This window comes from Rhizobium sp. 42MFCr.1 (assembly GCF_000377185.1).
Lineage (GTDB): Bacteria > Pseudomonadota > Alphaproteobacteria > Rhizobiales > Rhizobiaceae > Rhizobium > Rhizobium altiplani.
Map to the genome: position 1 here is coordinate 11,637 of NZ_KB897823.1, position 25,832 is coordinate 37,468.

24 protein-coding genes are annotated in these 25,832 nt (G+C 58.1%); 22 read left to right on the forward strand and 2 right to left on the reverse strand.

The features are described 5' to 3' along the window. Nucleotides 1–100 precede the first annotated feature (100 nt). The 8 genes from C934_RS0108325 to C934_RS0108360 all read left to right on the forward strand — a co-directional run bounded on the left by C934_RS0108325 (nucleotide 101) and on the right by C934_RS0108360 (nucleotide 8,992). The gene (locus C934_RS0108325) at nucleotides 101–1,054 is read left to right on the forward strand and encodes a VOC family protein (RefSeq protein WP_018856254.1); all 954 of its coding nucleotides are present in this window, start codon (nucleotides 101–103) and stop codon (nucleotides 1,052–1,054) included. 188 nt (nucleotides 1,055–1,242) lie between these two features. Further along, nucleotides 1,243–2,154 carry a helix-turn-helix transcriptional regulator gene (locus C934_RS0108330; protein ID WP_018856255.1) on the forward strand — a complete coding sequence of 304 codons (912 nt, stop codon included), beginning with the start codon at nucleotides 1,243–1,245 and terminating at the stop codon, nucleotides 2,152–2,154. A 415-nt stretch (nucleotides 2,155–2,569) separates the two neighbouring features. Further along, on the forward strand, nucleotides 2,570–3,262 hold the full coding sequence (locus tag C934_RS0108335; protein ID WP_018856256.1) for a hydrolase: 693 nt from the start codon (nucleotides 2,570–2,572) through the stop codon (nucleotides 3,260–3,262). A gap of 86 nt (nucleotides 3,263–3,348) precedes the next feature. Further along, entirely contained in the window at nucleotides 3,349–3,636 is a 288-nt protein-coding gene (locus C934_RS0108340) for a XapX domain-containing protein (RefSeq protein ID WP_037089501.1), read from the forward strand. Between the two features lie 102 nt (nucleotides 3,637–3,738). After that, the gene (locus C934_RS0108345; RefSeq protein WP_018856258.1) at nucleotides 3,739–5,616 is read left to right on the forward strand and encodes an amidohydrolase; all 1,878 of its coding nucleotides are present in this window, start codon (nucleotides 3,739–3,741) and stop codon (nucleotides 5,614–5,616) included. A 198-nt stretch (nucleotides 5,617–5,814) separates the two neighbouring features. Continuing rightward, nucleotides 5,815–6,255 carry a DoxX family protein gene (locus tag C934_RS0108350; protein WP_018856259.1) on the forward strand — a complete coding sequence of 147 codons (441 nt, stop codon included), beginning with the start codon at nucleotides 5,815–5,817 and terminating at the stop codon, nucleotides 6,253–6,255. Further along, nucleotides 6,252–7,850, forward strand: a complete 1,599-nt coding sequence (locus C934_RS0108355) for an MFS transporter (protein WP_026371668.1) — start codon at nucleotides 6,252–6,254, stop codon at nucleotides 7,848–7,850. Before C934_RS0108350 ends, C934_RS0108355 begins: the two co-directional genes overlap by 4 nt. Before the next feature lie 305 nt (nucleotides 7,851–8,155). Then, nucleotides 8,156–8,992, forward strand: a complete 837-nt coding sequence (locus C934_RS0108360) for an alpha/beta fold hydrolase (protein WP_198011806.1) — start codon at nucleotides 8,156–8,158, stop codon at nucleotides 8,990–8,992. Nucleotides 8,993–9,171: 179 nt separating this feature from the next. On the opposite strand, the gene C934_RS34605 is transcribed toward C934_RS0108360, so the two are convergent. After that, nucleotides 9,172–9,453 carry a hypothetical protein gene (locus tag C934_RS34605; protein WP_156828730.1) on the reverse strand — a complete coding sequence of 94 codons (282 nt, stop codon included), beginning with the start codon at nucleotides 9,451–9,453 and terminating at the stop codon, nucleotides 9,172–9,174. Between the two features lie 33 nt (nucleotides 9,454–9,486). Here C934_RS34605 and C934_RS34610 point away from each other — a divergent pair, with 33 nt between their 5' ends. The 5 genes from C934_RS34610 (at nucleotide 9,487) to C934_RS0108390 (ending at nucleotide 16,015) form a co-directional block, all read left to right on the forward strand. Continuing rightward, nucleotides 9,487–9,642 carry a hypothetical protein gene (locus C934_RS34610; protein ID WP_156828731.1) on the forward strand — a complete coding sequence of 52 codons (156 nt, stop codon included), beginning with the start codon at nucleotides 9,487–9,489 and terminating at the stop codon, nucleotides 9,640–9,642. A 414-nt stretch (nucleotides 9,643–10,056) separates the two neighbouring features. Next, nucleotides 10,057–10,725 (forward strand): DsbA family protein, encoded by a 669-nt coding sequence (locus C934_RS0108370; protein ID WP_156828732.1) that lies wholly within the window; start codon nucleotides 10,057–10,059, stop codon nucleotides 10,723–10,725. A 143-nt stretch (nucleotides 10,726–10,868) separates the two neighbouring features. Continuing rightward, nucleotides 10,869–12,983: a peptidase domain-containing ABC transporter gene (locus C934_RS0108375; RefSeq protein ID WP_210162750.1), complete on the forward strand. Its 2,115-nt coding sequence runs from the start codon at nucleotides 10,869–10,871 to the stop codon at nucleotides 12,981–12,983. A 165-nt stretch (nucleotides 12,984–13,148) separates the two neighbouring features. After that, a complete protein-coding gene (locus C934_RS34615) occupies nucleotides 13,149–13,340 on the forward strand; it encodes a hypothetical protein (protein ID WP_156828733.1) in 192 nt (63 codons plus the stop codon). A gap of 1,160 nt (nucleotides 13,341–14,500) precedes the next feature. Further along, nucleotides 14,501–16,015 carry a peptide MFS transporter gene (locus tag C934_RS0108390; protein WP_018856267.1) on the forward strand — a complete coding sequence of 505 codons (1,515 nt, stop codon included), beginning with the start codon at nucleotides 14,501–14,503 and terminating at the stop codon, nucleotides 16,013–16,015. Nucleotides 16,016–16,135: 120 nt separating this feature from the next. On the opposite strand, the gene C934_RS0108395 is transcribed toward C934_RS0108390, so the two are convergent. Further along, nucleotides 16,136–16,624 carry a YqhA family protein gene (locus C934_RS0108395; RefSeq protein WP_198011807.1) on the reverse strand — a complete coding sequence of 163 codons (489 nt, stop codon included), beginning with the start codon at nucleotides 16,622–16,624 and terminating at the stop codon, nucleotides 16,136–16,138. A 435-nt stretch (nucleotides 16,625–17,059) separates the two neighbouring features. Between C934_RS0108395 and C934_RS0108400 the strand changes: the two genes are divergently transcribed. The 9 genes from C934_RS0108400 (at nucleotide 17,060) to C934_RS0108440 (ending at nucleotide 25,816) form a co-directional block, all read left to right on the forward strand. After that, complete coding sequence (locus C934_RS0108400) at nucleotides 17,060–17,626, forward strand: Na+/H+ antiporter subunit E (RefSeq protein WP_245267924.1); 567 nt, start codon at nucleotides 17,060–17,062, stop codon at nucleotides 17,624–17,626. Continuing rightward, nucleotides 17,619–17,879 carry a monovalent cation/H+ antiporter complex subunit F gene (locus tag C934_RS0108405; protein ID WP_018856270.1) on the forward strand — a complete coding sequence of 87 codons (261 nt, stop codon included), beginning with the start codon at nucleotides 17,619–17,621 and terminating at the stop codon, nucleotides 17,877–17,879. Before C934_RS0108400 ends, C934_RS0108405 begins: the two co-directional genes overlap by 8 nt. Before the next feature lie 4 nt (nucleotides 17,880–17,883). Then, nucleotides 17,884–18,141: a hydrogenase subunit MbhD domain-containing protein gene (locus tag C934_RS0108410; RefSeq protein ID WP_018856271.1), complete on the forward strand. Its 258-nt coding sequence runs from the start codon at nucleotides 17,884–17,886 to the stop codon at nucleotides 18,139–18,141. A 3-nt stretch (nucleotides 18,142–18,144) separates the two neighbouring features. Next, nucleotides 18,145–18,486, forward strand: coding sequence for a monovalent cation/H(+) antiporter subunit G (gene mnhG / locus C934_RS0108415; RefSeq protein WP_018856272.1), 342 nt, complete (start codon nucleotides 18,145–18,147; stop codon nucleotides 18,484–18,486). Continuing rightward, nucleotides 18,483–19,166 carry a hydrogen gas-evolving membrane-bound hydrogenase subunit E gene (mbhE, locus tag C934_RS0108420; RefSeq protein WP_018856273.1) on the forward strand — a complete coding sequence of 228 codons (684 nt, stop codon included), beginning with the start codon at nucleotides 18,483–18,485 and terminating at the stop codon, nucleotides 19,164–19,166. The genes mnhG and mbhE overlap by 4 nt, the downstream gene beginning before the upstream one ends. Nucleotides 19,167–19,176: 10 nt before the next feature. Continuing rightward, complete coding sequence (locus C934_RS0108425; RefSeq protein ID WP_018856274.1) at nucleotides 19,177–19,545, forward strand: sodium:proton antiporter; 369 nt, start codon at nucleotides 19,177–19,179, stop codon at nucleotides 19,543–19,545. Beyond that, entirely contained in the window at nucleotides 19,539–22,625 is a 3,087-nt protein-coding gene (locus C934_RS0108430; protein WP_018856275.1) for a complex I subunit 5 family protein, read from the forward strand. Before C934_RS0108425 ends, C934_RS0108430 begins: the two co-directional genes overlap by 7 nt. 138 nt (nucleotides 22,626–22,763) lie before the next feature. Then, a complete protein-coding gene (locus C934_RS0108435; RefSeq protein ID WP_026371670.1) occupies nucleotides 22,764–24,194 on the forward strand; it encodes a basic amino acid/polyamine antiporter in 1,431 nt (476 codons plus the stop codon). Between the two features lie 188 nt (nucleotides 24,195–24,382). Further along, nucleotides 24,383–25,816 carry a basic amino acid/polyamine antiporter gene (locus tag C934_RS0108440; RefSeq protein WP_018856277.1) on the forward strand — a complete coding sequence of 478 codons (1,434 nt, stop codon included), beginning with the start codon at nucleotides 24,383–24,385 and terminating at the stop codon, nucleotides 25,814–25,816. The last annotated feature ends 16 nt before the right edge of the window (nucleotides 25,817–25,832 follow it).

Below are 25,832 nucleotides of genomic sequence, written 5' to 3' on the forward strand. Positions count from 1 at the left end.
TAGCAATTCAATCGAAAGGAATATTGCAATTCCGTGGATTGATCAACTGACATACATCTTGGGCATCAAACAGACAACGCCCGAGAGAAAGGCCAGGAACATGATCAAGGATATCACTGGACTGCATCACGTCACATCGATGGCGTCGGATGCCCGCCAGAACAACCAATTCTTCACCGACACGCTCGGCCTTCGCCGCGTCAAGCAGACCGTGAATTTCGACGACCCGAGTGTTTACCACCTCTATTATGGCGATGAGAACGGTTCGGCCGGAACAGTCATGACTTACTTCCCCTTCGAGCACATGATGCGCGGCAGGGCCGGTGTCGGCGAAGTTGGCGAAACCCAGTTCTCCGTACCGAAGGGCTCGCTTGCCTTCTGGCGTGAGCGCCTTGCCGCACAGAATGTTGGCGGCCTGCAGGAAGACACGGTCTTCGGCGCCAGGCGTCTGCGCTTCAACGGCCCGGACGGCGACGGATTTGCGCTCATCGAGACTGCCGATGATGCCAGACCGGCCTGGACTGGCGGCGATGTCTCGCACGAGGCTGCGATCCGAGGTTTTTCCGGGGCTCGCCTCAACTTGCGTGACACGGCTGCGACGGAAGAACTGCTGAGCTTCATGGGCTACGAGCGCACGGGCAAGGAAGGGGATGTTACCCGCTTTATCATGCCGGACGGCAATGGTGCCGACACAATCGATCTCGCCGCCTTGCCAGAAACGCCCTTTGCCCGCCAGGGCGCCGGATCGGTCCATCATATAGCGTTTGCCGTCGAAAATCGCCAAAAGCAGATCGAGGTGCGCAAGGCGCTTATGGATACGGGCTATCAGGTAACCCCTGTCATCGACCGCGACTACTTCTGGGCCATCTATTTTCGTACGCCGGGTGGGGTCTTGTTCGAGATTGCCACCAATGAACCTGGCTTTAATCGTGATGAGGACACCGCGCATCTCGGCGAAGTGCTGAAATTGCCGACCCGCTACGAGCCGTTCCGCGATAGGATTGAAGCCAATCTCCAGCCGCTGCTGCCTGACGGAGCCCTTGGCAGACACTGAAAATTCCAAGCGCCGCAGGACTAACCTCCTGCGGCGCTTCACGATTTTGTGTTCTGCGGATTGCCGCAAACCTGTCTTGAAGAGGCCAGGGGCCGCCCGTAAACGAACTTTCGGCTCAACAGGCGATCCCGTCGTGAGTCGCGGCATCGAGATGCCGTGCCGAATGCTTCGAACGGAAGGTTGCTGACTTGGGACTCATCTCTATCGATCACATCAAACCCGCCCAGTTAAAGCCAACGGACAGTTTTGGCTGCCCGTTCGACAAGCTCTACAAGGACCAGTCGATTGTGGGGGCCGATATCGTCTTCTTCCGCAAGGGCAGTCGCGAGGGCCATCTGCAGCAGGTCGAGGCCGCGGCCAGCAATCGCGGTTTTGTCGTGGGCGTATCCACCACCGGAAGGCATACCCGGCGTATCTTCCATGAGCACCACGCGACCGATCATTCCTTCGATCGGGACGCAATCTACATCCGAGACCTGTCCGATCATTACAAGGCTGACCTTGGCGGCGCTTTCGACTTTCTGCTCCTTCAAATTTCACCGACTTCGCTCGAACGGATAGCAGAGGAGGCCGAGCTAGGCGGAGTGAATTCGCTCACTGCGGAAACGGCGTCGAAGGACGTCGTGCTTTCCAACCTTGCCCGCGTGCTGATACCCGCGCTGGAAAGCCCCGAAGAAGCGCCGCAATTATTTGTCGACCAGATGGCGACCGCGATCGGCAGCTACCTCGTGCAGCGCTATGGCAAGGGATCGACCCCCTTGGCGCTCCGCTCCAGAAGGCTGTCGCGCGTTCAGGAGACGCGGGCCAAGAGCCTTCTCCTCGACAACCTCGATGGGGAGATATCTGTCCTCGACGTCGCCAGGGCATGCAACCTTTCGCGCGGCTACTTCATTCAAGCCTTCCGCGAGACGACGGGCATGACGCCTTACCAGTGGCTTCTCAACGAACGGGTTTCGCGTGCCCGAGAACTCTTGCGCACGCCCGATATCCCGCTTTCGGAAGTCGCAATATCATGCGGCTTTGCCGACCAGAGCCATTTCACGCGTGTTTTCACCAATCTTGTCGGCACGACGCCTGGAAGCTGGCGGCGCAGTTGCTGAGGACCACGCCTGGGGCCGCGGCGATTTCCAGGTTTTGATCGAGCGCAAGCGCATTTCGTCCAATCGACCTGACTTTTGGACAAGACCCGCCTCGACAATTGAGCGATTTGTCACCCCATTAAAACTAGAGTTTTTCCGGTGAGCGCCCGCAATCTGGAAAGGGCTTTCATCGCGTAGATTATTGCATTTGGAGCAATTCAATCGGAATTAATATTGCCATTCCGCCACCCACCAAACCGATCTAGGTTTCATTTCAGCAGCCGAGACGAACTAAAAGAGATTGGCGGCTAACACCGATTAAGCGGCTCCGGCCACCCACGAGCACTCTGAAGGCCACCCCGCGCCCGACCAGAAAAGTGCTTCACAGTTCAACCCGCCGCATCAGCGGTTCAAGCAGACGGAAGAGGAACCTGAAATGTCCAAGAAGCTCGAAGTCCTGACCCCGAAGAACAGCCAGCTCATCTTCATCGACCAGCAGCCGCAGATGGCGTTCGGCGTCCAGTCGATGGATCGCCAGGTACTGAAGAACAATGTTGTCGGCCTCGCCAAGGCTGCCAAGATCTTCAACATCCCGACGACCATCACCACTGTCGAGACGCTATCCTTTTCCGGCCACACCTTCCCTGAACTCCTCGCCGTCTTCCCGGAAAACGACATCCTCGAACGTACCTCCATGAACTCCTGGGATGACCAGAACGTTCGCGATGCGTTGGCCAAGAACGCCGCCGAAGGACGCAAGAAGATCGTCGTTTCCGGCCTTTGGACAGAAGTCTGCAACACCACCTTCGCGCTGTCTGCGATGCACGACATGCCCGACTACGAGATCTACATGGTCGCCGACGCTTCCGGCGGCACGTCTTCCGAGGCCCACAAATACGCGATGGACCGAATGGTCCAGGCCGGGGTGGTTCCGGTGACCTGGCAGCAGGTTTTGCTCGAATGGCAGCGCGACTGGGCTCACCGCGAGACCTATGACGCGGTCACCTCGCTGGCCAAGGAGCATTCCGGCGCCTACGGCATGGGCATCGACTATGCCTACACGATGGTCCACGACGTAGACGAACGCGTCACCCACGGCAAGCGCATCGGCCCGAACCCGGCCAAGTAAGTCCGCCATCCAACACATTCGGCCCGCTTCGGCAGCATGAAAGCATGTCTTGCCGAAGCGGCGCCTCCATCGTCGAGGACGCTCCAATGAAACTCTATCTCTTTTCCCTGGGCGCCGGTCTTCTGGTCGGCATTGTCTACAGCCTGCTCAATGTCCGCTCTCCGGCTCCGCCGGTGGTTGCGCTGGTCGGCCTGCTTGGCATTCTGGTTGGCGAACAGCTCATTCCCTTCGCAAGAACGCTGATCGCCAAGGAGCCCGCGGCAGTGTCGTGGATCAACCAGATCAAGCCGCACATGTTCGGCCATATGCCGAAAGGCGACGTCCGCAATGACATCGTCGTGTCTCGCCAAGCTCAGACGAAGTCTGATAGCTGAGGCCGCAAGAGGAGATTCGCTTGCGATGGGGCCGCCGATGCCCAGTTGCCCCGGCGCAAAGCGTTGAAATCAATCTTAATAGTGAAGCCAGGAGCATATCTCATGTTCGCCGACCTCATCCTCCACCACGGTTTGATCACCACGCTCGACCGTTCGAAACCGAATGCCACTGCCGTCGCGATCAAGGACGGTACCTTTCTGGAGGTTGGCACCGATGCCGAAATCATGGCTTTCGCCGGCCCCGACACCAGGATCGTCGACCTCAAGGGCAAGCGTGTCCTGCCGGGCCTGATCGATAACCACACCCACGTCGTGCGTGGCGGCCTGAACTTCAACATGGAACTGCGCTGGGATGGCGTTCGCTCGCTTGCCGATGCCATGGACATGCTGAAGCGCCAGGTGGCCGTGACACCCGCCCCGCAATGGGTGCGCGTTGTCGGCGGCTTTACCGAACACCAGTTCGTCGAAAAGCGCCTGCCCACGATCGAGGAGATCAATGCGGTTGCGCCCGACACGCCTGTCTTCTTGCTGCATCTCTATGACCGGGCACTGCTGAATGGTGCAGCCCTTCGTGCCGTAGGCTACACAAAAGACACACCGAACCCGCCTGGCGGCGAGATCACCCGCGACGCCAATGGCAACCCGACCGGCATGCTTCTGGCCAAGCCGAATGCCGGCATCCTCTATTCGACGCTGGCCAAAGGCCCGAAACTGCCCTTCGACTACCAGGTCAATTCCACCCGCCACTTCATGCGTGAACTGAACCGGCTTGGCATTACCGGCGTCATCGATGCTGGCGGCGGTTTCCAGAACTATCCGGATGACTACGAAGTCATCCAGAAACTGTCGGACGAAAACCAGCTCACCGTCCGCCTCGCCTACAACCTCTTCACCCAGAAGCCCAAGCAGGAAAAGGAGGACTTCCTCAACTGGACGTCCTCGGTCAAATACAAGCAGGGCAATGATTATTTCCGCCACAACGGCGCCGGCGAGATGCTGGTCTTCTCGGCAGCCGATTTTGAGGATTTTCGCCAGCCGCGACCAGAGATGGCACCGGAAATGGAAGGCGAGCTCGAAGAGGTCGTTCGGGTGCTGGCTCAGAACCGCTGGCCTTGGCGTCTGCACGCCACTTATGACGAAACCATCTCGCGCGCGCTCGACGTCTTCGAGAAGGTCGACAAGGATATTCCGCTCGAGGGCCTGAACTGGTTCTTCGACCATGCCGAAACGATCTCGGAGCGCTCCATCGACCGCATCGCGGCACTTGGCGGCGGCATCGCCACCCAGCATCGCATGGCCTTTCAGGGTGAATATTTCGTGGAGCGCTATGGCCACGGCGTCGCTGAAGCCACCCCGCCGATCCGCCGCATGCTCGACAAAGGCGTCAACGTCTCGGCCGGCACTGACGCCACGCGCGTCGCCTCCTACAACCCCTGGGTTTCGCTTGCCTGGATGGTGACCGGCAAGACTGTGGGCGGCATGCAGCTTTATCCACGTGCGAACTGCCTCGACCGCGAAACGGCCCTCAGGATGTGGACGGAAAAGGTGACCTGGTTCTCGAATGAGGAAGGCAAGAAGGGCCGTATCGAGAAGGGTCAGTTCGCCGATCTCGTGGTGCCGGACAAGGACTTCTTCTCCTGCGCCGAAGACGAGATCTCCTACCTGACATCGGATCTCACCATGGTCGGCGGCAAGGTCGTCTATGGCGCCGGCGATTTCAAGGCGCTCGACGAAAGCGACGTGCCTCCGGCCATGCCCGACTGGTCGCCGGTCAGAAAGTTTGGTGGTTATGCCGCCTGGGGCGAACCGGAAGGCGCTGGTCGCCACTCGCTGCGCCGTACCGCGATCGCTTCCTGCGGCTGCGCCAACGACTGCGGTGTCCACGGCCATGACCATGCCGGCGCTTGGACTTCGAAACTGCCGATCGCCGACCTGAAGGGCTTCTTTGGCGCGCTTGGTTGCTCCTGCTGGGCCGTCTGAGACCCATCACGACCATAGACGTCTAGCGCGGGCAGCGTATCACCGCTGCCCCGTTTCCATCTCCGACTTAATTGCAAATTTCGCAATTAATACGAAATTATTGATGCAATTGTTGGCGGCAATAATTCCAGCCAATATCGCTCCAACAGCCATAAAGAGCGCCGTTTTTTACGACCGGCCACATTCAAAGGAGCAGACATGACTGACCAAGCATCATTCAAAAAAGAGGGGAGCGCGCTCGCAGCAGTCGTCACCGCTCCCACCACGCGCACGGTTGCGCTTCTGGCGCTTTGCGCGGCCTATATCCAGGGACCGCTTTTCAAGATCGCAGATTTCAATGGCGCGATCGCCGAGATGGACCATTTCGGCCTGCATCCGGCTCCTTTCTTTGCCGTGGCTGTGATCCTCTTTGAGCTCACCGCTTCCGCAATGGTGGTCTCGGGCCTGCTGCGTTGGGCAGGGGCGTTGGCATTGTCCGGGTTTACGCTTCTCGCAACCCTCGTGGCGCTGCGTTTCTGGGAACTCGCCCCTGGCATGGAGCGGATGATGGCAACGAATGCCTTTTTCGAACATCTGGGCCTGACCGGCGCCTTCGTTCTCGTCGCCGCCGTTGATCTCACCAAAGGAGCGGGCAAATGAGCCCCGCAAGATCCTCAGGGGGCAGTTTCGCCCCACTCGCTCAACCTGTCTTCGCAGTTCTTTGGACAGCCACGGTGCTCGGCAACACAGGCAGTTTCATGCGCGATGTCGCAAGTTCCTGGCTGATGACGGACCTCTCGGCCTCGCCTGCTGCCGTGGCGCTGGTTCAGGCGGCCGGCACATTGCCGATCTTCCTTCTCGCCATTCCGGCCGGCGTGCTGACCGACATCCTCGACCGCCGCAAGTTCCTGATCGCCGTGCAATTCCTGCTCGCCTCAGTCAGCATCACGCTGATGGTTCTGGCACACACCGGAATGCTTTCTGTCAGTGCTCTGATCGGACTTACCTTCCTCGGCGGCATTGGTGCTGCGCTGATGGGCCCCACCTGGCAGGCGATCGTGCCGGAACTGGTAAAGCGGGAGGATGTAAAGAGCGCCGTCGCCCTCAATTCGCTCGGCATTAACATTGCCCGCTCGATAGGACCTGCTGCCGGTGGCCTGCTTCTGGCAGCTTTTGGGGCCGGCATTACTTATGGCGCCGATGTCGCAAGCTATTTCGTTGTCATCGCTGCCCTGGTCTGGTGGCCACGAGCAAAGAATGCCGATGACGCGCTCGCCGAGGGCTTCCTTGGCGCATTCCGTGCCGGTCTTCGTTATACCAGAGCCAGCCGTCCGCTGCATGTCGTGCTTCTGCGCGCGGCAATCTTCTTCGCCTTCGCCAGCGCCGTCTGGGCACTACTGCCGCTCGTCGCCAGGCAATTGCTTGGCGGAGATGCCGGCTTCTACGGAATTCTGCTTGGTGCGGTCGGTGCTGGTGCCATCGGCGGTGCGCTCGTCATGCCGAAGTTGCGTGAACGCTTCGACTCCGATCGACTGCTTCTCGGCGCCGCAGTCATTACGGCTCTCGTTATGGCAGCGCTCTCGCTCGCCCCGCCGCAATGGGTCGCCATCATCGTCCTGCTTTTCCTCGGGGGCGCATGGATCACCGCGCTGACGACTCTTAACGGCGCGGCCCAGGCAATCCTGCCCAACTGGGTGCGAGGCCGTGGCCTTGCCGTCTATCTGACCGTCTTCAACGGCGCAATGACGGCCGGCAGCATCGGCTGGGGCACAGTCGGTGAAGTTGCCGGCGTACCCGGTACACTGCTGATCGGCGCTGCAGGCCTGTTGGTCGCTGGTATCATCATGCATCGCATCAAACTGCCGGCCGGCGATGCTGATCTCATGGCCTCAAACCATTGGCCAGAACCGCTGGTCGCAGAACCGGTCGCCCATGACCGTGGCCCAGTCCTGATCCTCATCGAGTACCAGGTGGAAAAACATCACCGCACTGCCTTCCTTCGCGCAATCGACGAACTCTCCGAGGAACGTCGCCGCGATGGAGCCTACGGCTGGGGCATCACCGAGGATTCCGCCAATCCTCAAAAGATTGTCGAATGGTTCATGGTGGAGTCCTGGGCCGAGCATCTGCGCCAGCACAAGCGTGTGTCGCAAGCGGATGCTGACCTGCAGAGCAAGGTTCTGACGTATCATTCAGGCTCGGAAAGACCAGTCGTCCGACATTTCCTGACGATCAACCGTCCGGGGGCTGCCTGATTCTCCTCATGGGTGGCGGGAGTAGTTGCCCGCCGATAATTTCAATATGCGCAATTAAATCTGAATTATTGATGCAATTGTTGATGGCTCTGTTCTTCGACAATATCCGTCCATCAGACACCCGTCGCGCGCACCACACCCGACGGAAACCCGGAGCCGAAATGACCGATAACCTCTTCCCGCTTACACGCCGCGCTGCCCTCATCACTGGAGCTGCCGCCGCCGCGTCCCTTGCAATTCCAACCTCTTTCAGCGTTGCAGCCAACGCTGCATCCACGAAGCACTCCACTGAAGGAAGCAAAAGCATGAGCACTGTAACCACCAAGGACGGCGTTGAGATCTTCTACAAGGACTGGGGTCCGAAGGACGCACAGCCGATCATGTTCCACCACGGCTGGCCGCTGTCGTCCGACGATTGGGACGCACAGATGTTGTACTTCCTCGCCAATGGATATCGCGTCGTCGCCCATGACCGCCGCGGTCACGGCCGTTCGGCCCAGGTCTCCGAAGGTCACGACATGGACCATTACGCCTCCGATGCGTTTGCCGTCGTCGAGCACCTGAACCTAAAGAATGTCGTGCATATCGGTCACTCGACAGGCGGCGGTGAAGTCGCTCGCTATGTCGCCAAGCATGGTCAAAAGGCCGGCAGGGTCGCCAAGGCGGTTCTCGTCTCCGCCGTTCCACCGCTCATGGTCAAGACGGCCTCGAACCCCGAGGGCCTGCCGATCGAAGTTTTTGACGGCTTCCGTTCGGCACTTGCCGCAAACCGCGCGCAGTTCTTCCGCGATGTTCCGGCCGGCCCATTCTATGGCTTCAACCGCGACGGTGCGAAGATCCAGGAAGGCGTGATACAGAATTGGTGGCGTCAGGGCATGATGGGCGGCGCCAAGGCCCACTATGATGGCATCAAAGCGTTCTCCGAAACCGATCAAACGGAAGACCTGAAGGAAATCACCGTGCCGACGCTTGTCCTACACGGTGAGGACGATCAGATTGTGCCGATCGCGGATTCGGCACTCAAGTCGACCAAGCTTTTGAAAAACGGTTCGCTCAAAACCTATCCAGGCTTTTCGCACGGGATGCTGACGGTTAACGCCGATGTCCTGAACGCCGATCTGCTGGCCTTCATCAAAGCTTAAAGCCAGATGCGTTGGGTGCGGCGAGAAATCGCCGCATCCCGGGACGCCCGTGGCTTGGCATTTTGGGCGATCTGTTAAATCCACCTACGACTAGTCTCGCGGGGATTGTATCTGACCTCCAGCTTTGCGAAGCCGGTAGGGCTGTGAAACGACTAGTGCAAGGCAAACATGCTGATCCCTTATGGCGACAATTGCCGTACCCGGCAGAAACGACAACAGCACCCGCTGGGTTCGTCGCCGCAAGTAGTCGGAGCCGCAGTGTTGTATTGCCATTCGATGAACGGCACCTTCAGCATCTTGGGGTTTTCCTGAAGGTTGTGATTGACAATGGCCAACGGCACGCAGCGCTCCAGATCCGCGAACAGACGCGGCCGGCCGAACATTGGCCAGGCGTGACTGAGATTTCGCGCCGCAAGCCATTTTTCGCGGATGGCCTGGGTAAGACAAAGCGCGACCGACAAGACCGATGGCTTTTCCAGGTGAGGCAGAAGTCGATGGCCAGTGTCGCCATATCGGGTGACGACGGCCAAATACGAACGGCCGACGACCACAACCGCTCCGTCGACCACCTCCAGGAAATGAATGTCCGTGGAGGCATTGTCGATCTGGGAGACGTCGAGCGGGTGGGGCGTCCGGAATCTGGTGGCTAACCCTAATGGGCATATGACATTTGTCCGTTTGAAATCGATAAGTAAAAGGCAAAGCCGATGATATTTCCTAGGTACATCTACGGATAGCGTCCTCAAGATAGGCCCTTATAAGTAGTGTTGCCTGTCTGAAATGCTTAACGCTAGGAGGTAGATCGAATGCGCGAACTGAACAGTCACGAACTAAGTCTCATCAGCGGGGGCAGGGGTGGTGGAAATGGCAACCCTGGGAAGTCGACTTCGAAGGGTTCCAGCAGGTCCCCAACCGGCGGAGTATTTGGATCTGATGGCAAGGGCCTGAATGGGCGTCCTTCCACAGGCTCTAACGGAAAGGATCGTTGCGCGCCAGGGGGTGCGCCGACCTCGTAGCGGACCGCATTGCCGCACGAGACTTAGGTGCCGAAAACGAGGTGTTAGTTGTATAAACAATCAATCATGAGCGTTCGGCGCCTAATTCTCTTGTCATTCGTTATACTCTTGGCAGGTGGCGCTTGGCTTTGGTTGCTTTCACGAGCGCCACAATCCAGCGAATTCACGCGACAGGCGGTTCTAGTAAGCAACGAGCCCATTGACGATGTAATCATCGGCAACGCGAATGCGCCCGTGTCCATAGTTGAGTATGCGTCGATGGGTTGTCCACACTGTGCAGCGTTCGCCACCCAGGTTTTTCCAGCGCTGCGGGAGAGATTTATCGACACCGGTAAGGCAAATTTCGTTATGCGGGACTTTCCGCTCGATACGGCATCAGCTGGCGCCGCCATGTTGGGGCGATGCGTTCCGGCGAAAGCTAGGCAGCCGTTGCTTGATGTGCTTTTCGAGCAGCAGAATGAATGGGCTCGGGGCGCAAATGCTAAGGCAGCTCTTTTGCGCATTTCAAGACTTGCAGGATTGTCTGAAGTTGCGTTTCTCAAATGCCTATCAAACCAGACCTTGTTGGATCAAATCATTGACGGGCGAAAGAAAGCTGAGCAACTTTTTGACGTGCATGGGACGCCCACGTTCTTTATCAACGCAAAGCGCTATTCCGGTGCCTTTTCCGTCGATGAGATGTCGAAATACCTAGAAGGCGTACTCGTGCGTCCGTAAATTCAAACTACGCTCCTAGTGCGAGGTACGACGAGAGCGGTCATTGCATTGTCATTGCCCTTTTGGAGTGCTTCGCCAACGGGCTATTCTGTTGAGTTCATGTGCGACAGGTTGCGCGTCGCTATTCTAAAATGACGTCGACGATGGTCAACTCGCCGCCAGAAAACTCGGGTCATCTTTTATCGCAAATAACTGCGTCCTCTTTTCTTCGCCCCGAAGTCATCGCCGCACAGCGCGTCAACTGGTTGGGTAGGCCGAAATTATTGCAGCCCCTTCCGATCTTGATGGTGGCGGGCATGGCAACGATAGCTATCTGCCTGGTGGCGCTTTTCATAATCTTTGGCGAATACACGCGCAGAGTCCGTGTTGTGGGCATTGTGACGCCGAGCGCCGGCGTTCTTCGGCTTGACCTACATGAATTGCGCAATCTGCGACTGCCTTGCGTATTGCATTGGAATCTCCGGCATTTCGTGGTGCTCGAGCGTGTTGCAACAAACCACGCTACGATCGTCGATCCTGCCCGCGGCCGCAGACGTGTGCCGCTAAGCGAATTTTCAAGCAGCTTCACTGGAGTTGCCCTAGAAGCCTGGCCCGGGAGCAATTTTGAAAGGCAAAGCAAGCGTCAGCGACTCCCTCTTATTTGTCTGTTTGGTCGTATAGTCGGACTGAAGCGAGCACTTGTTCAAATTGTGATCCTGTCCCTCGCTCTGGAAATCTTAGGGCTGATAATACCAATAGGGACGCAGATCATTGTGGATCAGGCGATCGTAGCGGGCGACCTCGACCTCCTCAGCCTTATTGCCATTGGGCTCGGATTGTTCCTCTTCCTCCAAACGATGGTCAGCGTTGCCCAGTCATGGGCCAGCTTGATGCTAGGTACATCGCTGAGTGTTCATTGGCAAATTGGCCTTTTCGATCATTTGTTGCGACTGCCGTTGGATTTCTTCGAAAAGCGGCACATAGGGGATATCGTTTCGCGGTTTGGGTCGCTCACCCCAATTCAAACGACACTAACCGCCGAACTCGTTGTCACCATGCTTGACGTCATCGTCATCTTCGCTTCAGCGGCGATGATGGTACTCTTCGGCGGTCAGCTTGCAGCTGTCGCGCTCGTTAGCCTCGGTCTCGATCTGATCCTTCGACTTCTCGCATACGTCCCCTACAGGGAGGCGAATGAGGCGGCAATCGTCCATAACGCCAAAGAAGACACACACTTCATGGAGACGATACGCGGCATTGCAAGCATCAAGGCGTTGGGTATTTGCGAGCGCCGCCAAAACGCCTGGCTCAACCTGCTTGTTGACACCATCAATGCTGGACTCCGGATCAAGAAGTTGGATCTACTTTTTGGAACAGTTGCGACCTTTGTGGCAGGTGTGGAAGGCATCGTGACGCTCTGGATGGGTGCCAGAGCGGTGATCGGCGGCAATATGACGACCGGCATGCTAATCGCGTTCATTTCATACAAAGGGATGTTCATCGTGCGATCTCAAAGCTTAATTGGGTTTGTGATCAAACTGCGAATGTTGAACCTCCACACGGAGCGTGTAGCCGACATTGCCCTGGCTGAACCAGAAGAAATGACCCGCCGTGACTTTGCCACTCTCGTGAATCCAGTGAGGCTTGGAGCATTGTGCGCGACAGACATATGTTTCCGCTACGGCGACAGCGAACCCTTCGTCTTAAACGGGTTGAGCCTCTCTGTTTCACCAGGAGAGAGTTTGGCGATAACCGGTGCGTCCGGTTCCGGAAAGACAACGGTCCTGAGAATCATGGCTGGGTTGATTACGCCGACGAGCGGAACCGTCAGCCTCGGCGGGCAAGATATCCGGCAGATGGGTCTAAGTTACTACCGGAGTCAGATAGCCTGCGTGTTGCAGGAGGACCGGTTATTTGCGGGGTCAATTGCAGAGAACATTGCTGTGTTTGATCCGCAGTTCGATGACAAATGGGTTGAGGAGTGTGCCAGAATCGCAGCCATTGACGAAGACATCCTTAAGATGCCCATGGGCTTCGAGACACTCGTGGGGGATATGGGGAGTGCTTTGTCGCGCGGCCAAATACAACGATTGTTTCTGGCGCGGGCTTTGTACCGGCGGCCTTCGATCCTCTTTCTCGATGAAGCAACCAGTCATCTAGATTCCAAGAATGAAGCGACGATAAACAACGCAGTCGGGGCCTTGAGGATTACTCGAGTCATCGTCGCGCACCGGCAATCAACAATCGATATGGCGGATCGACAGATTTCCCTTGCTTGATTTTTGCGGCGGCGGACAGTTGGGTAGTGGCCTTGTCGGTACTGCAGTTGCCTTTTTCTTTCTGTCACCAATGCGGGCCTTTGACGAATCGATTCAAGGCGGCAACGTACTCGCGTCGAAATCTTCGCGGATTGGTCATCGCTTGAAGCCGAGGAACTGCGACGCGTGCTCGATACCCTTGATTGCGAGGTCCGCTTCGTCTCAAGCCGCACGCGTCACGACGAGCAGCAACTTCTCGTGTTCGACGTTAGATGGAAGACCGGATTATCCGCCAATACCGAAGTCATCCATCGTGAACTTCGCCGGCATTTCAAGGCGGAGCGCTTCGCTCTCAGCGAACATCCTATTGGGCCTTAGTCTTGTGGGCTGGCATAAGTCCCCCTTGCAGCAATCCTCGACGCGGACGTCGTTGGTTACTCTCGGTTGGAGCGGGATTGAGGCCACGACGCTGACATTGTTGAAGGTGTGCCGAACAACCATTGTCGAGCCTATCGTGCGAGCGCACCGCGGCCACGTTGTCAAAATGATGGGAGACGGGTCCTCCTAGAGTTCGCAAGCGCGGTCAATGCCCCATCGGGAGCAAGCGAGTCGCCGCGGGAAATGGCGGACGCAAACGCTGCCCTGCCCGGGGGGAACAGAGGTATCATGTTACGCATCTGGATCAATCTCTGCGACGTCGTCATCGGCGGCAGCGTTCCCTATGGCGACGGGATCAGGATTGACGTCATTTGTTTCGAATACCCACGCAACCTCAATAGGATAGCTTGTTTTTGCGAGTGAAGAAGCTTCAAACAGAAACGCACCCGTTGACGACTATGCCAGTGTTCCCGCGGCTTAGCCACCCAACTCCGTTGAAAGGGGCTCTAAGTGGTCAATAGCAGAGTGTGCGGAGCATCCCTGCGTAATTGGGCTTTGCCTTGCAGTCAGTCTTGCTTTTGACGCGCCTAGGGCCTGGGTTCCTATTTGCTGACTTCGTGCTGAGCGCGGCATTGCTGTTAACATCGATGGGCTCGGTAAGAGGAGCACACGCTAAAAGCGAGGCTCCTGCAATGGTCAAGCAGATGACTAGGAGCAAAGAGCGTAACATGATCGTGTCTTCCACCAACTATGTTTGCTCGAGAAAGATTTCCTACGGAGGATAATGGTGCGCCAACCACGAGTATCAATCGCGTATCTAGCAAATTCGTTTCCAGAGGTGGGCCGTATTCGCGTCAAGCAGCATTGATACGAAAAAACCTCCTCGCAGAAAGCACCCGGCCGGCTCTATGTACCGCCCTTGCAATCCAGCCCCATCGCCTAAGCAAAGTTGCACACTCGAAGTCCGCCAGTGCGCCGTCGTAAGTCCGGTTTAGCCACGCTTTGTCCTCATAGACCTAACCTGATATCCTTTGCGATCGCTCAAAGCTGCAATCAATCTCATCCAATATGCTGCTGACGCCAAGGTTACGGTCAGTAGCGCGCGCTTTCCGCGGTGATTGGCGCTATACTCGCGCAGATGTATAACTTGGGGGGAGCCGATGACGACCTCTGTCAAGTATCCACCAGGACTGGTTGCGCTTTTTCTCGTCGAGATGTGGGAACGCTTCAGCTACTACGGCATGCGGGCGATCCTCATCCTTTACCTCGTGGATCGGGTCGAGAATAGCGGCCTGGGTCTCACCACGGCCGACGCCGCAGCGATCTATGGCCTGTATACCGCATCGGCCTACATATTGGCGCTACCAGGTGGTTGGATCGCCGACCGCTTTTGGGGTTGCAAGCGTGCGATCGTCGTTGGCGGTGTCGTTATCATGATCGGGCATGTCCTGCTCGCGGTCTCCGGCTCCGCTGCAATGGTGTTCTTCCTCGGCCTCCTCTGCATCGCGATCGGCACCGGGCTTCTCAAGCCAAACATCTCGACCATGGTCGGCCAACTCTACGACAAGAACGATATCGGCGGCCGCGACGCAGGGTTCTCGTTTTTCTACATGGGCATCAACATCGGCGCGATCCTCGGGGGACTTATTGCGGGCTACCTCGGCGAGAACTGGGGCTGGCATTGGGGTTTCGGCGCGGCCGCCGGTGCCATGTTCTTGGGGTTGATCAACTTCCTGCGGGCGAGCCGCACCTCCCTTGCCGACAAGGGTGGGGCGCCCGCCGTGCACCATCACCCCGACGCGGCGACCGGCCGTCGTGACCACCTCTTCACCGGTGCCATCGGTGGCCTCGTCGTCGTCCTGGTCGCCGCAGCAGCGCTAACCGGTCAGATCAATCTGACCAGCGCGCAAGGGCTGGCACAGGCCATGGGCCTGATCATCGTGACCGTGGCCATCGGCTTCTTCCTCAACATCTATTTGGCAGGGGACCTTAGTGGCACTGAGAAACGGCGCATGATCGTCCTAGCCCTCCTTTTCGTGGCTGCCGCGCTCTTCTGGTCCGGTTTTGAACAGGCCGGCTCCTCGCTCAACCTCTTCGCAAACGACCTCACACAGCGCCAGCTTGGCAGTTTCACCGTGCCTGCCTCATGGTTCCAGAACTTGAACTCCCTCTTCATCATCCTGCTGACCCCGGCTTTTGCGGCGTTCTGGATCTACGCCGAGAAACGCTGGACCATTCCCGTTTTCGTGAAATTTGGATTGGCGCTCGTCGCGATGGGCCTGGGCTACCTGATCCTAGTACCGGCGGCGCACACAGCGGCAACGGGCGTAAAGGTTACCGGGCTCTTCCTCGTCTGTACCTACCTGCTGCACACAGTGGGCGAACTGATGCTCAGTCCGGTCGGGCTTTCAACCTTCTCCCGCCTTGCGCCAGAGCGCTTTACCAGCCAGATCATGGGGTTCTGGTTCGTCGCCGCGTCGCTCGGCAACCTGATGGCGGGATTGTTAGCCGCAGGAATGGACACCGAGCATGCCGCCGGACTTCCGGACGCGTTCACCCGCATCTTCCTGATCAGCGCCGGCTTCGGGATCGTTCTCGTCCTTCTCGCTCGTCCAGTCACCCGATGGGCGCTCGGCGGAAGCGAGCGGATAGAGGAAACGGCTCCGGCGCAATAGATGCTATTCGTGCTCTCCAGGCAATTTGCCAGGCCGGCAATGGTGCGCAGGCCAGAATTTTCCGTCCCCAGCCGCCGGCCGGCTTGACGTAGAAGCGGCCTGCCGACGAACGACCACGCATCATGGTGGGGAGCCTTTGTGCTTGGAAAGGTAGAAGGCTAGCGCAAAGATGATAAGGGCTGTCGCCACGCCCAGATAGACAATTCTCTGCGACCCATCCCACGCAACAGCCTCTCGAAGAAACAGTACCGCAAGCACGGCAATCACCACGCTGACCAAATTTGCTTTCAGGTCTTCGAGATCTTTCAGCATGAGCCATCGGGGGCGCTCCAAATTCTCGTCAATGAAAAGCGTATAAAGGCCGAGACTGATAATGTAGGCGGCTACGGCGATTAGGAAGACATCAATGCCCTCGACCACTCCGATCGCAAACATTTTGACTGCTTGCGTCGAGATAGCAATGTTCTCCACTGTATCGCGGATACTTAGAGCCATGACCGCAGTCTCGTAAACTATCAGCGATATGGCTCCAATCAACGTCACGACCACTGGCAGGATCATGATATAACGGCTTAGTACCAATAGCCTGGCAAACATCTTGATCACCACTCGTCGATCATTGATTGCTTCAATGAAGCTGTCGGGGAGAAAAGTGGCTGCTAACGGTAGGACAGGCAGCAATTCGCCAGAGAGCGTCTTGCCGCTAAGTTACTTCCCGGCTTCTAACTCTGATTAAACTTATGAAATCTTAGCGGAGCATTAAGATGATTTCGAGGATCGAATGTCTTCGAATTGTCTTCTACGCAATCGGGCCTTTGAACGATTTCTTTGAAAAGCTTTGAAAGTCCGAACGGCTCTGCTGCAAATTTCAAGCTTGATTTCGATGACATTTGGTTGAGGCTCTGATCATCTTGCGGCTTCGCGGGTTTCGAGATTTTGAGCGAGCAATGCCACAATCTTCGTGGGCGATGTCAGGCTTCGTTCGATCGTTGTCGGCCTTCGGGAGGGCGGCCCCTCTTGATTTCGAGGGGTAACCCTGCTTGATTGCTACTAGCAGTGGCGACGAAGGTCGATGCTATGCCGGCGGAGAGCGAAACTACCGAACGCGGCTTGCCTGAAGCCCTCAAGGGGTTGATCGGCCTTTGGGTTTTGCTGTTCGCGCTCTGGCTGATCGTGAACGCCTCTCTCGCACTGCCGGTCGTGATGACAGGCGCCGTCATCTCCCTTGCCATAGCCTTGATCTTTTCGCGTCGCGATGGACTATGGCAGCAGACCGCGCTGACACCGGGCGCCGCATACCATTGCCTTGCCTTTGCATCGGTATTCTTCATCGAACTGGTGAAGGCGAACGTCAACATGCTGCGCTACGTTTATTCGCCGCGCATCGACATTCATCCCGGCATCGTGAGGATCCCGATGCGGCTGAAATCGCCAATCGGTCGCCTTGCCCTTGCCAATGCGATCGCGCTGACCCCAGGATCGCTGGTCATGGACATCAGGGACGACGCCCTTTTCGTTCATTGGCTCGATGTGAAGACGACAGACCCGGAGCAAGCCGCCGCGATGATCGCCGGCCCCTTCGAAAAGCACCTGGGGGCGGCGTTTGGCTGATTTCATCGTTCGCATTGCCGCCGTTCTCATCTTCTTCAGCATCGTTTTCGGGGCGCTGCGTCTGATCATCGGCAAAACCCTCATGGACCGCGTCGTTGCAATCGACATGCTGACCGTGGTCTCGATCGCGCTGGTGACGCTTTATGCGCATCTTTCCGGCCGGTTCGTGTATATCGATGTGGCGCTCGTCTACGGGCTGCTCAGCTTCCTTGCCGTGCTTGCTATCGCTCGTTTCCTGGAAAAGGGGCCGTGACACGATGCTAGAGCTTCTCGTTGTGCTGGTGTGCGGCTGCATCCTGATCAGCGGGGTTCTTGCTGTGCGCCTTCCCAATCTCATGACGGCGATGGTGAGTTCCGGGCTCGCGAGCCTGCTTGCGGCCGTCTCCTACGTGCTGCTTGCCGCGCCCGATGTCGCCATGGCGGAAGCAGCAATCGGTTCCGGGCTCGCGACGCTGATCTTTCTCTATGCCATTCGCAGAACCGGCGGCGGAGACGCCGGTAGAGAGAAGGAGTGAGACGTGCAGGAGCTAGTCGGCAGTATCGTCATCCTCGTCGGCGCGTTCTTTCTCTTTTCCGCCGGCCTCGGGCTTTTGCGCATGCCCGATGTCTTTACCCGCATCCAGGCGGGGACCAAGGCCTCGACGCTCGGCAACATCCTTGTCGTCGCCGGGCTTGGCATCTACCATCCCGACTGGTCGCTCAAGCTCTTGATTGTCGCCGTTTTCGTTCTGATAACCAACCCCCTGTCGTCGCACGCGCTGTCGCGCGCGGCCCATGCAGTACGCACGCCGATGGCGGAGACGACGGTTGTGGATGCGCTTCGCGATGCAGGTGAGGCGACCAAGGAGGGCAAGGCATGACAAAACGCGTCTTCAGCCTTCTTGCCATCCTCTTCTTCGCGTTCATCTTCGCCGGCGTCGCAGGCGGATATAGCGAACGCCAGACGCTCTCGCCGCTTGCCCGGCACTATCTCACCACGGTGCCACAGGATCTCGGCGGAGCGAACGTCGTCACCGGCATCCTGATCACCTTTCGCGGTTTCGATACACTCGGCGAAGTGGCAGTCCTTTTCATGGTGGCTGCGAGCGTCGGCATCCTGCTTGGCGGATCGCCGGCGCAAGACCGCACGAACGAAGCCCCGCGGCCAAGCGAGCTCGTGGAAAACGGCGCGAAGATCATCCTGCCGCTGATCTTCCTGTTCGGCGCCTATGTGATCATGAACGGTCACCTTTCGGCCGGCGGCGGCTTCCAGGGAGGGGCTGTGGTGGCGTCGGGCGTGATGCTGCTAGTGCTCGCCCGCCCCGGCACGGGCCTCCATCAAGGCTTTCTAAACGTAACGGAATCGCTGGCCGGCGTCATTTACGTCGTGCTCGGGATTTGCGGGCTCTGGTTCGCAGGCGGGTTTCTCGACAGCGACATCCTGCCCAAGGGAGAGTTTGGCTCACTCGCCAGCGCCGGGGCGATCCCGGTGATTTCGGCGCTGTTGGGCATCAAGGTAGGGGCGGAGCTGAGCGTCGTCATCGATCGCTTCAGAAGCTGAAGGAGGAAACATGGGGCTGCCGGTGTCGCACATTCTCATGGTCACGGGCTTCGCGCTGGTCCTTATCGGTTTCTGGGGGATGCTTAGTCATCGCAACATACTGCGCATCATCATCGGTTTTTCGTTGATCAATACCGGGCTGCATCTGGTGATGGTCGCGACAGGCTATGTAACCGGGGGAACGGCCCCGATCATCGACAAGGCGCTTTCAATCTCCGAGGCAACGGTGCGTTCGGTTGATCCCATCCCCGCCGCGCTGGTAGTCACGGCGATCGTCATCGGCTTTTCCGTGACCGCCGTGATGCTTGCCTTTGCGATCCGTATCCATGATGCCAGGAAAACCCTTTCCATCGACGCGCTGACGGAATCGAAATGGTAGGCGGCGTGCTGCAACCGCTGACGATCTTCCTGCTCGGCCTTGGCGGCGGCTTTCTGATCCCGCTTGTCTATCGCATTGTCAAGCCGCTCCCGGCCATCGTCTTCTTCACCGCCCTTGCCGGCATGACGCTTGTCTCAGTAGTCCAGTTGTGGTGGCTGCTCCATGGCGGGTCGACAATCGAGATCTATACCGCGGGAACCACTCCACCCTTTTCCATTAATCTGCGCTTCGGGCTTTGGGAGGGGTTTTTCGCTGTTAGCGTCAATCTCGCCGCAATGCTCGGCGTCTGGCAGCTGTGGGGCCGGCTGCGTAACTCCTATGCGGCACTGCTGCTCTATCTCATACTGGTCATGGGCATCAACGGCATGGTGATGACCCGCGATCTCTTCAACCAGTTCGTCTTTCTGGAGATCATGTCGATCGCCACCTACGGCCTGCTAGGGACGGCGGGCAGCCCTGCGGCACTTTCGGCAAGCTTCAAGTATATCATGGCGACGGTGCTCGCCTCGTCATGCTTCCTGTTGGGCGCGGTGCTGCTCTACCATGTCACCGGAACCCTCAACATCGACGACATGATCGAACACAGAGCGCTGATATCAGGCCCGATCGGCACGACGGCGCTTCTCTTTGTCCTATCGGCGCTGATCCTCGAACTGAAACCCTTTCCCGCCAATGGCTGGGGTCTCGACGTTTACGAAACCGCGCCCCCCGGGATTGCAGCCCTCATCTCCGGAGGCGTGTCGGCAGGCGTCTTCTTTGCGCTGTTCAAGCTGTTGCCGCTGTTTGCGACCCATTACGACCTCATTGCCTGGGCGGGCGGTCTGACCTTTCTCTTCTCCAATCTCGCCGGTCTGCCGCAGACGAAGGTGCAGCGCCTGCTCGGCTATTCGTCGATTGCCCAGATGGGCCTGCTAATGCTGTCGCTTGCCTTGCTGAAAGAACTCGACGCCGATGCAGCGATGCCGCTTGTGGTCGGCGGACTGTTCTTCAACCATCTTTTCGCGAAGGCCGGCCTGTTCTGGCTGGCCGGTGCGGTTGGGCTCCCACGCACCGCGGCATGGCCTGCCATCGCCAACCGACGGCTGACACTCCTCGTCTTTGCCATGTTGCTGGTTGCAATCTCCGGTCTGCCACCTTTCCCGGGCTTCTGGGCAAAGTGGGAACTCGTGGTGCGGCTTGCCGCGGGCGAGCGCTACGGTTGGGTGATCCTCATTCTGGCTGGGTCGCTTCTCGAAGCTGCCTATATGTTTCGCTGGTTCAAGCAGTCGACACGGGCGTCGGCCGAGATTGCCGAAGCCTGGCCCAGGGTCGCTGCACTCGCGCCGTCGCTTGTCTGCGTGATGTTACTGACTGCGGGAGGTTGGATCGCATCACGCCTTGCCGGGGTTGCCTCGCTCCAGCTTTTCCTGCCGCTCCTGGCTGGTCTTGGCGTCTTCTGCGTGGACGGGCTTCCCGGCCGGATCAAATGCGTGCTGATGCTCGCGCTCGTGTTCTTTCTCGGCATGGCACAAGTCTCTTTGATGTCCGGGCTCAATCAGCTGTTCGCCGCCCTTCTGCTTGGGGGCGGGCTCGTCGTTGCCATGGCGGGGCTTTATCGCACCGATCAGCGTCCCGGGTACTATCCATTCATGACGGTCCTGCTGCTTGCGATCGTCGGACTGCTTTGGGCGCCCACCAGCCTCGAGTTCTTCTTCAACTGGGAGCTGATCACCCTGTCGACCTATTTCCTCATCATGCAAGGGCGAAGTGCGCACCCGCATGCCTTGCCCTTCCTGATGTTTTCCCTGATTTCGGCCTTCTGCATTCTTTCCGGTTTCGGGCTTGCGGCTGCAGCGAGCGGCACCATCTCCCTAGACGCGCTCGTTTCGTCCAGCATGGCGTCGATGGCATTCACCCTCTTGGGGATTGGCTTTCTCATCAAGGCCGGCGCGATCGGCCTGCATGTCTGGCTTCCCGGCGCCTATGCGGAAGCCGATGACGACATGTCGGCGATGCTGTCGGCCGTGGTCAGCAAGGTCGCGATCGTCGGCCTGTTTCTTGTCACCTATCTGGCGATCAGGGCAAACATGGGGTTGGAGCTTGCACATGTGATGGCCTGGATCGGCCTTCTGACCACGCTTGGCGGTGCAGCGATGGCGCTCAAGCAGGATGACGTAAAGCTCATGCTCGCTTATTCGAGCATGAGCCAGATCGGCTATATCATGACGGCCATCGCCATGATGAGCCATCTTGGCTGGGTGACGGCGATGTATCTCATCGCCAACCATCTGATGGTCAAGGGCATTCTTTTTCTCGTGGCAGCTGCCGTCATTTTGCGAACCGGCACGCGCCGCTTCGACGAAATCAGCGGACTTATGAAGGCAATGCCGCTCACTTTCGTGCTTGCCGTCGTCGCGCTGCTGTCAATGTCGGGACTGCCGCCACTCGTCGGCTTCGGCGCCAAATGGCTGCTCCTCAGTGCCATGATCGATCGTGGGTGGTACGGGCTGGCCGCGCTTGGGGTGGCTGCGACCTTGCTCGGTCTGCTTTACATGTTCCGCTTCGCCTACGCGATCTTCCTAAGCCCACCGAAAGGAGACCGGCTATATCTGCGTGAAGCCCCGATCAGCCTGCTTGCGCCGCAAGCGCTGCTTGCGGTCGCCATTCTGGCACTCTCATTTTTCCCGAAACTCGTGATGGGTCCGATTTCGGCAGCAATCGACCCGCAATTTTCCTCAAGGCTCGTCTGGCAGGGAATGTCGCTCGAAGAGGTTTATGCGCACTGGAATCCACTGCCAGCGATGACGGTCGCACTTATGCTGTCGGCTGCGATCTTTCTCGTCGCCTGGCTTATTTACCGGGGCAATCTCGGCCGCTTTTCGAAAACGGGCATCGACGCCTTCTATCGCTTTTATAAACCGGCGTTGGCAGCGGTCACCGAACCCTTGGCCAGGGCCGTCTGGAACGGAACTAGCGCGACGGTCATTGGAGCGGCGCAGTGGGTTCGCCAGGCCTATACCGGCAATGGCCAGACCTACTCACTGCAGATACTCTGTTACATCATCGTCCTTTACCTTTTCGGGACCTATGCACGTGGTTGATGATCGGCATCCAATACAGGTGCGGCCCGTGCGTAATCCTGCAAATGGGACTGGAGGCGTAGTTTCTGGATTTCTTGCTGAGCACTTTGCGTCAAAGGACGCGCTAAACTTCACCCATCCAACAACTCGGTTTGTGTCATGACCTCCCCCTCTGAAGGAAAGTTTTCGATTTGGACCTTGATGGCGATGTGTGTGGGCTCGATGGTCGGCGCAGGGATATTTTCCTTGCCACAGGCCTTCGGCCGCGCAACCGGACCGTTCGGTGCCATCATCGCCTGGACGATCGCCGGCGTCGGCATGCTGATGCTCGCCTTCGTCTTCCAATCACTGTCGCGGCGCCGCCCCGATCTCGACGCAGGCATCTATGCCTATGCCAAGGCCGGCTTCGGCAACTATCTCGGCTTCCTCTCGGCTCTTGGCTACTGGTCGGCGGCGCTGCTGGGCAATGTTTCTTACTTTGTGCTCATCAAATCGACACTGGGGCTGTTCTTCCCGATCTTCGGCGATGGCAACACGATACTCGCGGTCGCAACGTCTTCGATCCTCCTCTGGTGCATGCATTTCGTCATCCTGCGCGGCATTCGCGAAGCCGCGGTAATCAACACGATCGTTACATTTGCGAAGATTGTTCCCATCTTGCTCTTCATCGTCTTCGTGATTGCGGGTTTCAGATACGACCTGTTCGCCGCCAATTTCTGGGGCGGCGGTGACCCGACCTTCGCCGACATCGCCAGCCAGGTGCGCGCCACGATGCTGGTCACGGTCTTCGTCTTTGTCGGGATCGAGGGCGCGAGCGTTTATTCGCGTTACGCTCGCAACCGGGCCGATGTCGGTATCGCGACGCTGACCGGCTTTCTCGGCGTGCTTTCGCTGATGGTTCTGATTACGCTCCTGTCCTACGGGATAATGCCGCGCACGGATCTCGCAACGCTCAGAAATCCTTCAATGGCCGGTGTGCTCGAAGCGGTGGTCGGACCGTGGGGTCGGCTGTTCGTCAGCGCCGCTCTGATAATCTCGGTCGCCGGCGCCTACCTTTCTTGGGTGCTGCTCGCCGCCGAAATTCTCTATTCGGCATCGAAGTTCGACACGATGCCGCGCTTTCTTTCCAAAGAGAACGAAAGCGGTGTTCCTTCGAACGCGCTCTGGCTCACCAACATTGTGGTCCAGGTGTTCCTGATCCTCACTCTCTTTGCGCAATACGCCTTCACCCTGGCGCTGGAGCTGACGAGCTCGATGATTCTGATCCCGTACCTCTTGGTTGCGGCTTACGGCTTCAAGCTCGCCTGGAGCGGCGAGACATACGAGCGGGATTCGTCCAGTCATCGTGGCGACTTCGTGCGGGCCGGTATCGCGCTTCTCTATACCGCCGGGCTGATCTATGCCGCGGGCGCCAAGCACCTGCTATTGTCGGCCGCCATCTATGGACCTGGAACCATCCTCTACTTCATGGCCAGACGCGAGCAGAGTGCGCCAGCCTTTACTCCGGCGGAGACCGCCATATTTATGGTTGCGGCCGTCGGCGCAGTTGTCGCGATTCTCGGCATCGCGACAGGACGTATTAGCATTTAGTCGATCGCGCAACGCGATGAGTGGTCGCGCATTTACAGCCAGTGGTCGCAAAAAATTGCAAGCATCGCATATTCGTGGTACTTCATACGGATCACAGTCGCGGGGAAACGAATTATCGTTCCAGAGCAAATAATTACACGACGTGCATAAGCCTTAAAAAGCAACATCAGTTGGCATGAGAGGGCGACATGGCATCTCAATCCACGCAGAAATTTTCCCGGTTGGCACTCACTGGCATGGTTGTCGGATCCATGGTCGGGGCCGGCATTTTCAACCTGCCCGGTCGCTTCGGCGCCGCCACGGGGCCTTTCGGAGCCATCATTGCCTGGGCAATCGCGGGTACCGGCATGTACATGCTCGCGCGTGTGTTTCAGGCTCTCGCCGAGAAACGGCCGGACATCGACGCGGGCGTGTTCGCCTATGCCAAGGCTGGTTTCGGCAACTACATGGGCTTCCTTTCGGCCTTCGGTTACTGGCTCGGAAGTTGCCTCGGCAACGTCTTCTACTGGGTGCTCATCGGGTCGACCCTAGGGCGCTTTTTCCCGGGCATCTTCGGCGACGGAAGCAGCGCAATTGCGATCATCGTGTCGCTGCTGGGCGTCTGGGCCTTCCATTTCATGATCCTGAAGGGAGTGGAGCAGGCAGCGTTCATCAACACCGTCGTCACCGTCGCCAAGATCGTGCCGATCCTCGTCTTCATCCTGCTGCTGATCTTCTTTTTCAACTACACGCAGTTCTCCGAGAACTTCTTTGGCGGTGCGGACATGCCGGCAAAGCCGCTGGTCGCACAGGTCCGCGATACCATGTTGATCACTGTGTTCGTGTTCATCGGCATCGAAGGCGCAAGCGTCTATTCACGCTTTGCCGAAAAACGCTCCGATGTCGGCGCCGCAACCATACTGGGCTTTGTCGGCGTCACCGGTCTGATGGTGGCGGTGACCATGCTTCCCTATGCGGTGATGCCGCAATCGGCGATTGCCGCCGTCCAGCAACCTTCAATGGCCGCGGTTCTCGAAGCCGTTGTCGGGCACTGGGGCGCCGTATTCATCTCGATTGGCGTTCTGGTCTCGGTGTTGGGCGCTTATCTCGCCTGGTCGCTGATCTGCGCCGAAGTGCTCTTCGCCGCGGCCAAGTCCGACGACATGCCGAGGCTCTTTGCCGCGCAGAATGCCAATCGCGTACCAGCCAACGCGTTGTGGTTGACGAACCTGGTCGTGTCGCTGTTCATCATCTCCACCTACTGGTCACGCGACGCCTTCAATTTCATGCTCGACATGACGAGCGTCACCTCGCTACTGCCCTATCTCCTCGTCGCCGGCTACGGCGTTTTGCTTGCCCGCAGCGGCGTGGGCTATGAAACGACGCCCAATGAGCGCGGTCGCGACCAGATCTTCGCCTGGATCGCCGTCATCTACACGATCTTCATGTTCATTGCCGCCGGTCTCAAATATGTGCTTCTCGTCGCCGTCCTCCTGGTGCCCGGCACCATTCTTTATGTCTGGGCGCGGCGTGAGCAGAAATTGCAGCTGTTTACCTCCACCGAGCTCATCATCTTCGCCGTTACATTGATTGCCGGCCTGATCGGGGCCTACGGCCTGTTGACGGGCATCATCACACCTTGAACAGAAAGGCAGGAGC

Coding starts and splice junctions, on each gene's coding strand:
- C934_RS0108325 (WP_018856254.1), top strand. CDS start 101: ATGATCAAGGATATCACTGGACTGCATCACGTCACATCGATGGCGTCG.
- C934_RS0108335 (WP_018856256.1), top strand. CDS start 2,570: ATGTCCAAGAAGCTCGAAGTCCTGACCCCGAAGAACAGCCAGCTCATC.
- C934_RS0108410 (WP_018856271.1), top strand. CDS start 17,884: ATGCTAGAGCTTCTCGTTGTGCTGGTGTGCGGCTGCATCCTGATCAGC.
- C934_RS0108360 (WP_198011806.1), top strand. CDS start 8,156: ATGAGCACTGTAACCACCAAGGACGGCGTTGAGATCTTCTACAAGGAC.
- C934_RS0108390 (WP_018856267.1), top strand. CDS start 14,501: ATGACGACCTCTGTCAAGTATCCACCAGGACTGGTTGCGCTTTTTCTC.
- C934_RS0108425 (WP_018856274.1), top strand. CDS start 19,177: ATGGGGCTGCCGGTGTCGCACATTCTCATGGTCACGGGCTTCGCGCTG.
- C934_RS0108350 (WP_018856259.1), top strand. CDS start 5,815: ATGACTGACCAAGCATCATTCAAAAAAGAGGGGAGCGCGCTCGCAGCA.
- C934_RS0108375 (WP_210162750.1), top strand. CDS start 10,869: ATGGTCAACTCGCCGCCAGAAAACTCGGGTCATCTTTTATCGCAAATA.
- C934_RS0108345 (WP_018856258.1), top strand. CDS start 3,739: ATGTTCGCCGACCTCATCCTCCACCACGGTTTGATCACCACGCTCGAC.
- C934_RS0108430 (WP_018856275.1), top strand. CDS start 19,539: ATGGTAGGCGGCGTGCTGCAACCGCTGACGATCTTCCTGCTCGGCCTT.
- C934_RS0108355 (WP_026371668.1), top strand. CDS start 6,252: ATGAGCCCCGCAAGATCCTCAGGGGGCAGTTTCGCCCCACTCGCTCAA.
- mbhE (WP_018856273.1), top strand. CDS start 18,483: ATGACAAAACGCGTCTTCAGCCTTCTTGCCATCCTCTTCTTCGCGTTC.
- C934_RS0108440 (WP_018856277.1), top strand. CDS start 24,383: ATGGCATCTCAATCCACGCAGAAATTTTCCCGGTTGGCACTCACTGGC.
- C934_RS0108435 (WP_026371670.1), top strand. CDS start 22,764: ATGACCTCCCCCTCTGAAGGAAAGTTTTCGATTTGGACCTTGATGGCG.
- C934_RS0108340 (WP_037089501.1), top strand. CDS start 3,349: ATGAAACTCTATCTCTTTTCCCTGGGCGCCGGTCTTCTGGTCGGCATT.
- C934_RS34610 (WP_156828731.1), top strand. CDS start 9,487: ATGGCCAGTGTCGCCATATCGGGTGACGACGGCCAAATACGAACGGCC.